Raw genomic sequence first — 13538 nt, 5'->3', positions numbered from 1 at the left:
GACCGTGACGCACAAGCTCGCGCGCGGACGAGCGGAGTGCGCCAGGGTTCCCAGAGCCTCCCCTTCCGCCCGGAAACACGAATGTCGCCCGCTACGATTCTCGTGCTCGCCATGAGCATGTCCGTGGATGCCTTTGCCGTCAGCGTCGGCCGAGGCGCAGCCATGGGCCGGCCGCGCTTTTCCGAGGCGCTGCGCACCGGCGTGGTGTTCGGCCTCGTGGAGGCCGCGACACCGATCATCGGCTGGGCCGCGGGCCTTGCAGCCAGCAGCTATGTCGAAGCCGTGGACCACTGGATCGCGTTCGCCCTGCTGGGAGGCGTGGGCCTGCACATGCTGGCCTCCGCCTTCTCGGCGCAGGAGGACGAGGCGCCGAAGGGCCGCTCCCTGTCCATCCTGCTGGTGACGGCGGTGGGAACGAGCATCGATGCCATGGCGGTCGGCGTCTCGCTCGCCTTTCTCGACGTGAACATCTGGATCACCGCGGCCGCCATCGGCCTCACCACCTTCATGATGTCGTCGGGGGGCATGCTGGTCGGCCGCCTCGTGGGCGCCCGTTTCGGGCGGGTGGCGGAGATGATCGCCGGCGTGGCGCTGGTCGCCATCGGCGCCGGCATTCTCTTCGAGCACCTGAGCGCCTGAGGGTGAAAATCCGCGCCGCCGTTGACTTTCGGTCGCGTCGCGACTAAGAACCCGCCACCTTTCGGGCCGCCATCGGCCCGTTTGGCGTTTCACGCACCCGTGGTGTTTTCCGGCAGCGCGCTGGAAAAACCTGTCGGCGGAAGGGCTCCGGAGATCCGTCTCCCGGCTGGTCCGCAGAGGAGGGGCGCGATCCGAACCCATTGAAGAACCAAAAGGGATCCGCGTTACATGAGCAAGCGCATTGCGGCCAAGCACAAGATCGATCGCCGTATGGGCGAGAACATCTGGGGCCGCCCCAAGAGCCCGGTGAACCGTCGTGAGTACGGTCCCGGCCAGCACGGCCAGCGCCGCAAGGGCAAGCTGTCCGACTTCGGCGTGCAGCTGCGCGCCAAGCAGAAGCTGAAGGGCTACTACGGCTCCATCGGCGAGAAGCAGTTCCACAAGGTGTATGTGGAGGCCTCCCGCCTGAAGGGTGACACCGGCGCCAACCTGATCGGCCTGCTCGAGCGCCGCCTCGACGCGGTGGTCTACCGCGCCAAGTTCGTCCCCACCATCTTCGCCGCCCGCCAGTTCGTCTCGCACGGCCACGTGAAGGTGAACGGCCAGCGCGTGAACATCCCGTCCTACCTGGTGAAGGTCGGCGACGTGATCGAGGTGAAGGAGGCGTCCCGCCAGCTCGCCATCGTGCTGGAGGCCCAGCAGCTCGCCGAGCGCGACGTTCCGGACTACATCGAGCTCGACACCCACAAGCTCTCCGCGCGCTTCTCGCGCATCCCGGAGCTGAACGAGGTGCCCTACCCGGTCCAGATGGAACCGAACCTCGTGGTCGAGTTCTACTCGCGCTGATCCGGTCAAACGGACCCGAGAATCGGAAAGGCCGCCCGCGAGGGCGGCCTTTTCTGCTTTCAGTGGCCCGGCTGCCAGTGGAGCCGGAGGGCGGGCCGGACAAGGCGGCTACGCCCGCAAGAGCGCGGACCGCAGGGCGGCCCGGGGGCGAGCCGCTCAGGCACACGGGGCCATCCGGCCGGGGGGCCCGGCCGGGGGCACCGCGCTTGGGCTCAGGAGCCCGCCTTCACCTCGGCCGCGGCCTGGGCGAGCATCTCGTCCATGTTGCGGCGGATCTGGTGGTCGGAAACCTCGATGCCCTTGGCGTCGAAATCACCGCGCAGCTTGCGGAACACGTCCTCGTCGCCGGCTTCCTCGAGATCGGCGACCACGACGGCCGTGGCATATTCGAGCGCTTCGGCGCCGGTGAGGCCCATCAGCCCCGCCGCCCAGAGGCCGAGCTTCTTGTTGCGGCGGGCGACCGCCTTGAAGCGGGTCTCCTCGTCGAGCGCGAAGCGCTTCTCGAACCCTTCCTCGCGCTTGTCGAACGTGGTCATGGCACCCCTCTTCCTGACGAACTGGTGACCGGCGTGCGGTCGGGATCGCTCTGCACGCCCGGCAGGGCAGACCCTACGGGCGCGCGCGTGCCTTGAATATCCCTCGCGTCACCCCAGATCAACGCCAGTCAGGCGCTGCCCGGTGTCGCGTCCCCGGCCGTTCGGATGCGGGGACGGGCACTTGCGTTGTATTGCGGCGGCTGATCGGCTAGTGTCCAGACGGGCATGGCATGGGGTGCGCGAGCAGCCATCCACGCCCCGCCGAGGAGCGTCACCCGAACGGAGCCTTGGCAAACCAATGGATTTCCTCAATCGACGGTATATTCCCATGAGCCGCCGCCGCCGAATCTACGAAGGCAAGGCGAAGGTCCTCTATGAAGGCCCCGAGCCCGGCACCCTCATCCAGCACTTCAAGGATGACGCCACCGCGTTCAACGCCAAAAAGCACGAAGTGATTGACGGCAAGGGCGTGCTCAACAACCGGATCTCGGAGTACATCTTCTCCCGGTTGAACGACATCGGAGTGCCGACCCACTTCATCCGCCGGCTGAACATGCGCGAGCAGCTCATCCGCGAAGTGGAGATCATCCCGCTCGAGATCGTCGTGCGCAACGTCGCCGCCGGCTCCATCTCGACCCGCCTCGGGATCGAGGAGGGCACGCAGCTGCCGCGCTCGATCATCGAGTTCTATTACAAGAACGACGCGCTCAACGACCCCATGGTGTCGGAAGAGCACATCACGGCGTTCGGCTGGGCCAACACCCAGGAGATCGACGACATCATCGCGCTCGCGATCCGCGTCAACGATTTCCTCTCCGGCCTGTTCCTCGGCGCCGGCATCCGTCTTGTGGACTTCAAGATGGAGTGCGGCCGCCTGTGGGAGAACGACATGATGCGGATCGTGGTCGCTGACGAGATCAGCCCCGATTCGTGCCGGCTCTGGGACATCAAGTCCAACGACAAGATGGACAAGGACCGCTTCCGCCGCGACATGGGCGGCCTCGTTGAGGCCTACAGCGAAGTGGCGCGCCGGCTGGGCATCCTGATGGAGAACGACCCGAGCCAGGGCAAGGGGCCGGTTCTCGTCAAGTGAGGCGCTCGTCAAGTGAGGCGTTGAGCCTTGCTGGCGAAAAGTGCTAGGCGGAGGGCTGGCTGGCCCGGAAACTCCGCGGGACGGGGGCCTGAGGGGCCCCCGTTTGCGTTGCGGACCGGCCGAGGGATGCCGCCCCGGCGGACAACGAAAGAGCAGTAGGTGTCATGAAGGCACGTGTGATCGTCACCCTGAAGTCGGCGGTGCTGGACCCGCAGGGCAAGGCCATCGAGGGCGCGCTGCGCTCGCTGGGCGTTGCCGGCGTGCAGAGCGTGCGACAGGGCAAGGTGTTCGACGTGGAGCTGGCCGGCAACGACCGCACCTCCGCGGAAGGCGCGCTCAAGGACGCCTGCGACAAGCTCCTCGCCAATACCGTGATCGAGACCTACAAGGTCGAGTTCGCGGACTGATGTGGTACCCGCCGGCGTGCCCAGGACGGGCGCCGGTGGCCGAACCCCGGACTTGAGGGCGTGATGGCCGTGGTCACGATCGAGCGTCTCGCTGAAGGTGCGCACGGAGGCTCCGTTCGGGCGCTCCGCACCCTCGCAACGCGCCTTCGCGGCCCGCGCGCGGCAGCTGCCGCCGGCCTTCCGCGGCATGCGGACGACCTCGAAAGGACCTTCGCGCGTCACGACGCGCGGCTCCACCGCATCGAACGCCGGCCCGGCCGCGCCGCCGCCCATTGAGAGATCATGAAACCAGCCGTCATCCTCTTCCCCGGCTCCAACCGTGAGCAGGACGCCGTGCGCGCGCTGCGCCTCGTGGCGGGCGCCAAGCCCCAGGTGGTCTGGCACGCGGAGCACGAATTGCCTCCCGGCACCGATCTCGTGGTGCTGCCCGGCGGCTTCTCCTACGGCGACTACCTGCGCTGCGGCGCCATCGCGGCCCGCGCCAACATCATGGATGCGGTGCGCGCCCATGCCGCCAAGGGCGGTCTGGTGCTCGGCATCTGCAACGGCTTCCAGATCCTGTGCGAGGCGGGCCTTTTGCCCGGCGTTCTGGTGCGCAACGCGCGCCTGCGCTTCGTCTGCCGCGAGGTGCGCCTGAGGGTGGAGCGGGCCGACACGCCCTTCACCCGCGCCTATCGCAAGAACGAGCTGATCCGCATCCCCGTCGCCCATGGCGAGGGCAACTACACCGCCGACGAGGCCACCATCGCCCGGCTGGAGCACGACGGCCGCATCGCCTTCCGCTATGCCCGCCGCGACGGCCAGATCGACGAGACCGATGGGCCGAACGGCGCCATCAACGGGATCGCCGGCATCTATTCCGAGAAGTTCAACGTGCTCGGCATGATGCCCCACCCGGAAAACTACATCGAGCCGGAGATCGGCCCCACCGACGGACGCGGCCTCTTCGAGAGCCTCGCCGGTGCCCTCAAGGCGGCGTGAGAGCGCGCCCAATTCGGATCGAAGACCGTGAATTCCATTCCCAACACGCCCCGCATCACGCCCGAGCTGGTGGCCGAGCACGGCCTGAAGCCGGAGGAATACGATCACTTCGTGAAGCTGATCGGCCGTGAGCCGTCGATCACGGAGCTCGGCATCGTCTCCGCCATGTGGAACGAGCACTGCTCCTACAAGTCCTCCAAGGTCTGGCTGCGCACCCTGCCCACCACCGGCAAGCGCGTGATCCAGGGGCCGGGCGAGAACGCCGGCGTGGTCGACATCGGCGACGGGCAGGCCGTGGTCTTCAAGATGGAGAGCCACAACCACCCCTCGTTCATCGAGCCCTACCAGGGCGCGGCGACCGGCGTGGGCGGCATCCTGCGCGACGTGTTCACCATGGGCGCGCGCCCCATCGCGGCGCTTAATGCCCTGCGCTTCGGCGACTGCCACAACATGAAGACCCGCCGCCTGCTGGCTGGCGTGGTGGCCGGCATCGGCGGCTATGGCAATTCCTTCGGCGTGCCGACCGTCGGCGGCTCGGTGGGCTTCCACAAGCGCTACAACGGCAACATCCTGGTCAACGCCATGGCGGTGGGCCTCGCCAAGGCGGACGAGATCTTCTACGCCGCCGCCGCCGGCGTCGGGCGCGCCATCGTCTATCTCGGCTCCAAGACCGGGCGTGACGGCATCCACGGCGCCACCATGGCGTCCGCGGAGTTCGGCGCCGATGCCGAGGAGAAGCGCCCCACCGTGCAGGTCGGCGACCCCTTCGCCGAGAAGCTGCTGCTGGAGGCCTGCCTTGAGATCATGCAGGCGGGCTGCGTGGTGGCGATCCAGGACATGGGCGCCGCCGGCCTCACCTGCTCGGCGGTCGAGATGGGCGCCAAGGGCGGCCTCGGCGTGGAGCTGAACCTCGACGCCGTGCCCTGCCGCGAAACCGGCATGACCGCCTACGAGATGATGCTGTCCGAGAGCCAGGAGCGCATGCTCATGGTCATCGCCGACGGCAAGGAGGAAGAGGCCGAGGCCATCTTCCGCAAGTGGGGCCTCGACTTCGCGGTCGTGGGCCGCACCACCGACACCCTGCGCTTCGTGGTGAAGCACAAGGGCCTCGTGGAAGCCGACCTGCCCATCATGGAGCTGGGCGACGAGGCTCCCGAATACCGCCGCCCCTACCAGGAGCCGGCCCCCCGCCCCGAGATCCTGCCCTCCGACGTGCGTACCGCCGCCTCCGTGTCGGACGCGCTGGAGCGGCTGATCGCCTCCCCGGACCTGTGCTCCAAGCGCTGGGTGTGGGAGCAGTACGACCACCTCATCCTCGGCAACACCGTGCAGAAGCCGGGCGGCGATGCCGCCGTGGTGCGCGTGGAGGACGGCCCCAAGGCGCTGGCCATGACCACCGACGTGACGCCCCGCTATTGCGAGGCCGATCCGTTCGAGGGCGGCAAGCAGGCCGTGGCCGAGGCGTGGCGCAATCTCACCGCCGTGGGCGCCACCCCCATCGCGGTGACCGACAACCTGAATTTCGGCAACCCCGAGAAGCCGGAGATCATGGGCCAGTTCGTCGCCTGCGTGAAAGGCATCGGCGCGGCCTGCGAGGCGCTGGACTTCCCGGTCGTGTCGGGCAACGTCAGCCTCTACAACGAGACCAACGGCAAGGGCATCCTGCCCACCCCCACCATCGGCGGCGTCGGCCTCATCGACAATCTCGACGAGTCCATGACCCTCGCCTTCAAGGGCGCGGGCGAGCCCATCCTGCTCATCGGCAAGACCAAGGGCTGGCTCGGCGCCTCGGCCTTCCTCGCCACCGTCTGCGAGCGGGAGGAAGGCGCGCCCCCGCCGGTGGACCTCATCGCCGAGAAGCGCAACGGCGATTTCGTGCGCAGCCTCATCCGCGACGGCTTCGCCACCGCGGTGCACGACATTTCCGACGGCGGCCTCCTGGTTGCCCTGGCGGAGATGGCCATGGCCGGCCGCGTGGGCGCCTCGTTGGAGAGCCCGCCCGAAGGCATGGACCCTTACGCGTGGTGGTTCGGCGAGGACCAGGCCCGCTACGTGGTCACCGTCCCGTCCGGCCAGGCGGCCGAACTGATCCACCGCGCCGAGATGGCCGGCGTCCCCGCCGTCAAGATCGGCAAGACCGGCGGCGACCGCTTGATCGTGCCGGATGACCGCCCGATAGTCGTCGAGGCGCTGCGCGACCGGCACGAGACGTGGCTGCCCATCTACATGGGCGCCTCCTCCTGACGCCCGATGCGGCGCCCCGCGCGCCGCATCCCCGCCGGGTAGCCCGGGCCGGGCACGACCCGTCATCGAGCACCCCACGCCTTCCGAGGATGACCGCCATGCCCATGAACGCCCGCGAGATCGAGCAGCTCATCAAGGAGGCCATGCCCGACGCGACGGTGGTGATCGAGGATCTGGCGGGCGACGGCGACCACTATGCCGCCCGCATCGTCTCCGCCGCGTTCAAGGGCAAGAGCCGGGTGCAGCAGCACCAGATGGTCTATGCCGCGCTCAAGGGGAACATGGGCGGGGTGCTGCACGCCCTCGCGCTGCAGACCTCCGCCCCGCCCGACGCCTGACGGCTGCTCACGCGGCAGTGCGCCGCGCACCCCTTGCGCTTTGGGCGGCGAGGACCGATCCTCTACGTTCGCATGACCGCCTTTTCGGTCGATGGGATTGGATTTGTCACATGGGCATTCGTAAAGACATCGAGAACATCATCAAGTCCTCGGACGTGGTCCTGTTCATGAAGGGATCGCCGCAGTTCCCGCAGTGCGGCTTCTCCGGCCAGGTGGTGCAGATCCTCGATCACGTGGGCGTCCCCTTCAAGGGCGTGAACGTGCTCGAGAGCGACGCCGTCCGCCAGGGCATCAAGGAATACGCCAACTGGCCCACCATCCCGCAGCTCTACATCAAGGGCGAGTTCGTGGGTGGCTGCGACATCGTCCGCGAGATGTTCCAGTCCGGCGAGCTGGTGCCGCTGCTGGAGGAGAAGGGCGTCGCCCTGCGCGACCGCTCCATCGCCTGAGGCCGCGGATCACACCGTGACAGACAGCGCCGGCGCGCCCGGGGCCCAGCCTCTCGGGACCAAGCCCCCTGCCCCGCTGGCGCTCAAGCTTCTGGTCGGGCTCGGCCTCCTCGCGGATGCCGGGCTCGCCATCCTGCTCATCGCCATTTCCGGCTTCGTGTTCGGCGGGCCCGAAGGCGCGCGGGGCGAGGCCTCCGCCGTCGCCGGATGGTCGGCCACCCTCGCCATCTGCGTCCTCTCCCCGGCCCTCGGGCTATGGATGTGGCGGCGCGGCAGATGGGATCTCGCCTTGTCGATGATCTGGCTGCCCGCGATCGCCGTGCTGCTGGGCCTCATCTACCTCGCCTGAGCCTCCTCATCGACCTCGCCTGAGACAGAGCGCCGGGTCGGGCCGCGGCGCGGTGTGAGGAGATGGCCGGCCCCCCGGCAGCGGCGGCGTCTCGCTCCCGTCCGCAGTGCGCTCACCCGCGTGACGGCACCGGCTCCCACCATCGTCTCCGATCTGTCTGCTTTCATGGGTGCCGGCATACAGCGCCGATGCTGGGCGATTCGCCGCCCGGGTGCCGGGCGGGAGCCAAGCCGCCGCGCTGGCGCTGAAGCCGCCGCGCTGGCGCTCCGGCGTGCGCCCTGCTCATGGGCCAGCCGGAGACTCGCGGCATTCCGGCTTGAGGCACCGGCCAGTAGGCGAGCCCTCGCGGCTGGGCGCGCTTTCACACCCGCCATGCGGTTACGAAGCCGCCGCGCTGTCAGTCTGAAGCGCTGCGGGACGGCCCTTTGCGTGCAGACCGCGCGAGCCCGCATCCGGCACCCGCTATCCGCTGACGCCGAGCAGCGGCCTCAGGCCAGCCCGGCCTGCCGCTTGGCGGCGGTCAGGGTGTTCTGCAGCAGGCAGGCGATGGTCATGGGCCCGACGCCGCCCGGAACAGGCGTGATGAGGCCGGCGATGCCCTGCGCCTCGGCAAAGGCCACGTCGCCCACGAGGCGGGTCTTGCCGTCGCCCTTGGGGATGCGGTTGATGCCCACGTCGATGACGGTGGCGCCGGGCTTGATCCAGTCGCCGCGGATCATCTCCGGCCGGCCCACCGCCGCTACCAGAATGTCGGCCGTGCGGCACTCGCCCGGCAGGTCGCGGGTGCGCGAATGGGCGATGGTGACGGTGCAGTCTTCCTTCAACAGCAGTTGCGCCGCGGGCTTGCCGACGATGTTGGACCGGCCGACCACCACCGCCTTCAGGCCGGAGAGATTGCCGAGGTGATGCTTCAGCAGCATCACGCAGCCCAGCGGCGTGCAGGGCACCAGCGCATCCAGCCCCACGGCGAGGCGGCCGGCGTTGACCACGTGGAAGCCGTCCACGTCCTTGGCCGGGTCGATGGTGGAGAGCACCTTCATGGCGTCGATCTGCGCCGGCAACGGCAGCTGCACGAGGATGCCGTTCACCGCCGGATCGGCATTGAGCCGGCCGATGAGGGCCAGGAGCTCGGCCTCGCCGGTGTCGGCGGGCAGCTTGTGCTCGAACGAGGCCATGCCGGCCTCGAGCGTCTGGGCCGCCTTATTGCGCACATAGACCTGGCTCGCCGGGTCCTCGCCCACGAGCACCACCGCAAGGCCCGGCTTCAGGCCGGCCGTGGCGCCGAGGTGCGCGACCTCCTCCGCGATGCGGGCCCGGAGCCCGGCCGCGAACGCCTTTCCATCGATGGGCTTGGTTTCAATCACGCCTGGACCCCCGGAATTGTCATCTGCCGCGTGCGCCGCGCCGTCCGCCGTCTTGTGTCCACGCCGCGGCGCAAAGGCAAGGCCGGGGCTTGGGGAAAGCCCTGATCATGCTGCAACCTCGGCATGCGCCACGCCGGCAGGTGATGCAGGCGGGACCGGCGCGCGGCATCCCACGCGGCGCCACGAAAAGTCTTATAGAGATAATGTTTTTCTCTACAAGAAAATTATTCAGCCAACTGCCGGGTCGCCTCGGGTGCGGCGCCATCGGGCCCCTCGGCCGAGGCCAGGCGTTCCCCGCGCCGCGCCTTCCGGACGGCACCGGTGTCGCCGCGCAGCGCATCGGTCTCGGCGGCCTGCCGCTCCAGCAGCGCGGCGGCGGCGGCGAGCGGCAGCGGCGGGGCGAACAGATAGCCCTGCGCCTGCTGGGCGCCGAACGCCCGCAGGAACCGCAGCTGCTCGCGTGTCTCCACGCCTTCGGCCGTCAGGGTGATGCCGAGCGAGCGCCCGAGACGCACCACATACTCCACGATGGCCGCCGCCTCGCGGTGCTCGCCCAGGTTCAGGATGAACGACTTGTCGATCTTGATCTTGGTGACCGGGAAGCGGCGCACGTGCACCAGCGAGGCATGGCCGGTGCCGAAGTCGTCGAGCGCGATCCGCACGCCCATGTCGCGCAGGCGGGTAAGCGCCGCCTCGCCGTCCTCGGCGGTGTCGAGGATGGCGCTCTCGGTGATCTCGATCTCCAGCCGGCGCGGGTCGAACCCGGTTTCCGCCAGCGCCTCCGTCACCATGTCGCAGATGGCGCCGTTGCGCAGGTTGAGGGCGGACATGTTGACCGAAAGCGTGACCCCCGGCAGCGACATTCCGTCGGCGCAGGCCATGCGCAGCACGTGCGCATCCAGCCGGCCGATGAGGCGCGAGCTTTCCGCCACCGCGATGAACTCGGCCGGCAGCAGGCGTCCCCGCACCGGATGGTCCCAGCGCATCAGCGCCTCGAAGCCGACGACGCGCTCGCTCTCCACATCCACCTGCGGCTGGTACACGAGCGTGATCTCGCCCCGGTCCAGCGCGCCTGTCAGCTCCGTCTCGATGCGCCGGCGGCCGGCCCGCTCCAGCTCGAACGCGGGGTCGAACAGGCGGCAGAGCCCCGCCCCCTCCGACTTGGCCCGGTAGAGCGCCACATCCGCGAGCCGCATCAGCTCCGGCGGCGTCGTGGCATCCTGCGGCAGGCGGGCGACGCCGATGGAGACGGTCCCCACCACCTCGCCGCCCTGCTCCAGCAGCACCGGCGGCGCCAGCTGCTCCCGCAGACGGGCGAGCGCGCTCTCGAGGTCATCGGCATCGGTGAAGCGGAAGAAGGCGACGAACTCGTCCCCGCCGAAGCGCGCCGCCACGCCCTCGCTGCCCATGGCCGCCTCAAGGCGCCGCGCCACCGCGCGCAGCAGGTCGTCCCCGGCGGCGTGGCCGGAGGCATCGTTGATCTGCTTGAAATCGTCGAGGTCGACGAACAGCAGCGCGACGTTTCCGCTCCCGGGCCGGGCGACGGCGGCGTCGAGCGCCTCGATGAAGGCGCCGCGGTTGAGCAGGCTGGTGAGGTAATCGCGCGAGGCCGCCTCGCGGGTGCGCGCCTCGCTGTCGGCGAGCGCGGCGGCGATGCGGCTGGTGCGCACCAGCAGGATCAGCAGCACCGCAGCCAGCAGCGTGGCCAGCACGGCGGCAGCCGGCATCAGTCCCTTCAGCAGGTTGCGGCCCGGCTCGGCGCCACGCCACACCAGCTCCGCCTCCGAGCCGTCGTAAAGGTTGGGGACGAACACCCCCTTGAGCGGCGGCCCGGCATGCGGCTGCTGGATCAGCTCCACGTCCTCGACGCTGGCGGGACGGCCGAGGGTCCTGAGGAATTCCGGGTCGATCACGTCCACCGTCACCGCCACCAGCGGCTGGGCCACCGACAGATCCTCCGTCTTCTCCTCGAACGGGCGCGCCACCAGCAGGCCGGCGGCATTGCGGGTGGCGACGATGCCGGCGCGGGCGGCATGCTGACCGTCGGCCAGCGCCCGCTCGATGGCCGGGCGGATCCAGTCGAAGGCGCGCCGGTCGTCCAGCTGCCCGCGCTCGGAGGAATAGATCACCTTGCCGCGGGCGTCGGTGATGTACACGAACTCGAAGCCGAACCCGTCGTTCAGCCGCTGTCCGAAGCGATGGTGGACCGCCGCGACGTCGCCCTGGACCAGATGCTGGAGCGTGGTGCGGTCATCCTCGGCGGTGGCCAGCGCCTGCTCCATCACCGCCTCGCGGGCGCGCAGAGAGGCCAGCAGCGCAGCGCGCTCGCGCATGCGGGTCTTGTCGTCCTGCCTCAGGCCGGCCGAGACAAACACCGCCACCAGCCCCGCGACCAGCAGCGCGAGCACGATGAAGCCAGCGGCCAGAATGCGATGGGCTGACCTGCCCCGCCGCGGAGGAATGGCACGGCCCTCCTTCTTGGGCTGCGGCGTCTCGCCGAGCCTGAGGGGTTGTCCGACAGAATGCCCAGGCGCGCAAGAGCCCTGCACCGTGAATGCTCAATTGCCCGAATGGGTTGCATCTACCAGAGGCCGAACCACCACGTGGCCAGGCCGAGAAAGGAGAAGAAACCCACCGTGTCCGTCACCATGGTAACGAACACGCCGGACGCCACAGCAGGGTCAAGCTTAAGCCTGGAAATGGCAAGCGGTATCAAAATGCCAAACAGGCCGGCGGCGATCATGTTCAGCACCAGCGCGGCGGAAATGACCATGCCGAGATGGACGTTGGCGAACCACAGGCCGGCGATCAGGCCCAGCAGGCAGGCCAGGGTCACCCCGTTCAGCAGCCCCACCAGCACCTCGCGCGAGACGATGCGGCGAGCGTTGTGGCTGGAGAGGTCCTTGGTGGCGAGGGCGCGCACCGCAACGGTCATGGTCTGGGTGCCGGCATTGCCGCCCATGGAGGCGACGATGGGCATCAGCACCGCCAGCGCCACCATCTTCTCGATGGTGCCCTCGAACAGGCCGATGATGGAGGCCGAGACGAACGCGGTGCCGAGATTGACCGCCAGCCACGGCAGGCGCGAGCGCGCGGTATAGGCCACGGTATCGGACAGCTCCTCGTCGCTGCCGACGCCGGCGAGGGCGCGCAGGTCCTCGTCCGCCTCCTCCTGGATCACGTCCACCACGTCGTCGATGGTCATGACGCCGACGAGGCGGTCGGCATCGTCCACCACCGGCGCGGAGACGAGGTTGTAGCGCTCGAACATGCGCGCCACATCCTCCTGGTCCTGCGCCGCCTTCACCAGCTTCAGCTGCTCGGTCTTCACCTGGGTCACGAGCATGTTGCGGCGGGTGCGCAGCAGGCGGTCGAGGGAGACCGAGCCGACGAGGCGATAGGCCGGGTCCACCACGAAGATCTCGTAGAAGGTCTCCGGCAGGTCGGGAGTCTCGCGCATGTAGTCGATGGTGCGGCCGACCGTCCAGAACGGCGGAACCGCGATGAACTCGGTCTGCATGCGCCGGCCGGCGCTGTCCTCTGGATAGTCGAGGGAGCGCCGCAGCGCGACCCGCTCGGGCGCCGGCAGGTGCTCCAGCACGGCCGCCATCTCGTCCTCGTCGAGATCCTCGAGGATGTAGACGGCATCGTCCGAATCGAGATCGCGCATGCCGCGCGCGATGGTGAGCGGCGACAGCCCGCGCAGGATCTCCACGCGCACCGTCTCGTCCAGCTCGGTGAGCGCGGTGAAGTCGAAGGCGGGGCCGAGCATCTCGATGAGCCGGCGGCGCTCGTCGCCGTCCAGCTCCTCGATCAGGTCGCCCATGTCGGCTTCGTGCAGGTCGCCGGTGAGCGCCTTCAGCCGGTCGACGTCGCGGGCGGCGATCGCGGCCTCGACCTCGTCGCGGAAGGCATCCGCCACGCCGTCGTCGGTATCGCGCACGGGGGGCGGGGATGCCGCGCCCTCGGCGATGGCCTCGTCGGCATCCTCGCGCATGGCATCCTCTCCGGTTCTGGAGGCTGCGGGGGCGGCCGCTCCGCTGCGGGCTCGGTCGCGTGATCGGGGCTGGCGGGACCCATGCCCGCGCGGCGCGGACGGAACGGAGCCCTGCCGGAGGCTCTAGAGGGCTGCCGGGCGTTTGTGAAGCCTCGGGCGCGGTTTCTTTGGTGCGGCCGAAGGCGTCTGCGCGGGCGCCGCCTTTCTTTCTTCGCACGGCTGGCCTAGGCCGGAGCCGCGGGCAGGAAACCCGGTGCCGGAAAACCCCGCCCGCACGGATGCAGGACCGAAGCCG

At 69.3% G+C, this 13538-nt stretch carries 13 protein-coding genes; 9 read left to right on the top strand and 4 right to left on the bottom strand.

Annotated features, from left to right (window positions below; genetic code table 11):
* The first annotated feature begins 81 nt into the window (after nt 1-81).
* Together V5F49_RS20930 and rpsD are read left to right on the top strand one after the other, a co-directional pair.
* Nucleotides 82-639, top strand: coding sequence for a manganese efflux pump MntP (locus V5F49_RS20930; protein ID WP_394115200.1), 558 nt, complete (start codon nt 82-84; stop codon nt 637-639).
* 228 nt (nt 640-867) lie between these two features.
* Nucleotides 868-1485 carry a 30S ribosomal protein S4 gene (gene rpsD / locus V5F49_RS20925; protein ID WP_394115199.1) on the top strand — a complete coding sequence of 206 codons (618 nt, stop codon included), beginning with the start codon at nt 868-870 and terminating at the stop codon, nt 1483-1485.
* Between the two features lie 212 nt (nt 1486-1697).
* On the opposite strand, the gene V5F49_RS20920 is transcribed toward rpsD, so the two are convergent.
* The gene (locus V5F49_RS20920; protein WP_394115198.1) at nt 1698-2021 is read right to left on the bottom strand and encodes a DUF1476 domain-containing protein; all 324 of its coding nucleotides are present in this window, start codon (nt 2019-2021) and stop codon (nt 1698-1700) included.
* A gap of 298 nt (nt 2022-2319) precedes the next feature.
* Between V5F49_RS20920 and purC the strand changes: the two genes are divergently transcribed.
* The 7 genes from purC to V5F49_RS20885 all read left to right on the top strand — a co-directional run bounded on the left by purC (nt 2320) and on the right by V5F49_RS20885 (nt 7882).
* Nucleotides 2320-3114, top strand: a complete 795-nt coding sequence (purC, locus tag V5F49_RS20915; protein ID WP_394115197.1) for a phosphoribosylaminoimidazolesuccinocarboxamide synthase — start codon at nt 2320-2322, stop codon at nt 3112-3114.
* Between the two features lie 164 nt (nt 3115-3278).
* Nucleotides 3279-3521: a phosphoribosylformylglycinamidine synthase subunit PurS gene (gene purS / locus V5F49_RS20910; RefSeq protein WP_394115196.1), complete on the top strand. Its 243-nt coding sequence runs from the start codon at nt 3279-3281 to the stop codon at nt 3519-3521.
* Nucleotides 3522-3803: 282 nt separating this feature from the next.
* Complete coding sequence (purQ, locus tag V5F49_RS20905) at nt 3804-4502, top strand: phosphoribosylformylglycinamidine synthase subunit PurQ (protein ID WP_394115195.1); 699 nt, start codon at nt 3804-3806, stop codon at nt 4500-4502.
* Between the two features lie 36 nt (nt 4503-4538).
* Nucleotides 4539-6746 (top strand): phosphoribosylformylglycinamidine synthase subunit PurL, encoded by a 2208-nt coding sequence (gene purL / locus V5F49_RS20900; protein ID WP_394115392.1) that lies wholly within the window; start codon nt 4539-4541, stop codon nt 6744-6746.
* Between the two features lie 98 nt (nt 6747-6844).
* Nucleotides 6845-7084: a BolA family protein gene (locus V5F49_RS20895; RefSeq protein WP_394115194.1), complete on the top strand. Its 240-nt coding sequence runs from the start codon at nt 6845-6847 to the stop codon at nt 7082-7084.
* A 110-nt stretch (nt 7085-7194) separates the two neighbouring features.
* Nucleotides 7195-7533 carry a Grx4 family monothiol glutaredoxin gene (gene grxD, locus V5F49_RS20890; protein ID WP_394115193.1) on the top strand — a complete coding sequence of 113 codons (339 nt, stop codon included), beginning with the start codon at nt 7195-7197 and terminating at the stop codon, nt 7531-7533.
* Between the two features lie 16 nt (nt 7534-7549).
* The gene (locus V5F49_RS20885; RefSeq protein WP_394115192.1) at nt 7550-7882 is read left to right on the top strand and encodes a hypothetical protein; all 333 of its coding nucleotides are present in this window, start codon (nt 7550-7552) and stop codon (nt 7880-7882) included.
* A 488-nt stretch (nt 7883-8370) separates the two neighbouring features.
* On the opposite strand, the gene folD is transcribed toward V5F49_RS20885, so the two are convergent.
* The 3 genes from folD to mgtE all read right to left on the bottom strand — a co-directional run bounded on the left by folD (nt 8371) and on the right by mgtE (nt 13243).
* Nucleotides 8371-9246, bottom strand: a complete 876-nt coding sequence (folD, locus tag V5F49_RS20880; RefSeq protein ID WP_394115191.1) for a bifunctional methylenetetrahydrofolate dehydrogenase/methenyltetrahydrofolate cyclohydrolase FolD — start codon at nt 9244-9246, stop codon at nt 8371-8373.
* 224 nt (nt 9247-9470) lie between these two features.
* On the bottom strand, nt 9471-11654 hold the full coding sequence (locus tag V5F49_RS20875; protein WP_394115190.1) for a putative bifunctional diguanylate cyclase/phosphodiesterase: 2184 nt from the start codon (nt 11652-11654) through the stop codon (nt 9471-9473).
* A gap of 173 nt (nt 11655-11827) precedes the next feature.
* A complete protein-coding gene (mgtE, locus tag V5F49_RS20870; RefSeq protein ID WP_394115189.1) occupies nt 11828-13243 on the bottom strand; it encodes a magnesium transporter in 1416 nt (471 codons plus the stop codon).
* Nucleotides 13244-13538: the final 295 nt, after the last annotated feature.

It is taken from the genome of Xanthobacter lutulentifluminis (assembly GCF_043194675.2).
Lineage (GTDB): Bacteria > Pseudomonadota > Alphaproteobacteria > Rhizobiales > Xanthobacteraceae > Xanthobacter.
The sequence above is the reverse complement of the archived record's forward strand: the minus strand, read 5'-3'. Positions and strand labels throughout refer to the sequence as shown.

What these genes read in the sequence shown, in the direction of transcription:
- V5F49_RS20930 (WP_394115200.1), top strand. Translation starts at nt 82, where the DNA reads ATGTCGCCCGCTACGATTCTCGTGCTCGCCATGAGCATGTCCGTGGAT.
- rpsD (WP_394115199.1), top strand. Translation starts at nt 868, where the DNA reads ATGAGCAAGCGCATTGCGGCCAAGCACAAGATCGATCGCCGTATGGGC.
- V5F49_RS20920 (WP_394115198.1), bottom strand. Translation starts at nt 2,021, where the DNA reads ATGACCACGTTCGACAAGCGCGAGGAAGGGTTCGAGAAGCGCTTCGCG.
- purC (WP_394115197.1), top strand. Translation starts at nt 2,320, where the DNA reads ATGGATTTCCTCAATCGACGGTATATTCCCATGAGCCGCCGCCGCCGA.
- purS (WP_394115196.1), top strand. Translation starts at nt 3,279, where the DNA reads ATGAAGGCACGTGTGATCGTCACCCTGAAGTCGGCGGTGCTGGACCCG.
- purQ (WP_394115195.1), top strand. Translation starts at nt 3,804, where the DNA reads ATGAAACCAGCCGTCATCCTCTTCCCCGGCTCCAACCGTGAGCAGGAC.
- V5F49_RS20895 (WP_394115194.1), top strand. Translation starts at nt 6,845, where the DNA reads ATGCCCATGAACGCCCGCGAGATCGAGCAGCTCATCAAGGAGGCCATG.
- grxD (WP_394115193.1), top strand. Translation starts at nt 7,195, where the DNA reads ATGGGCATTCGTAAAGACATCGAGAACATCATCAAGTCCTCGGACGTG.
- mgtE (WP_394115189.1), bottom strand. Translation starts at nt 13,243, where the DNA reads ATGCGCGAGGATGCCGACGAGGCCATCGCCGAGGGCGCGGCATCCCCG.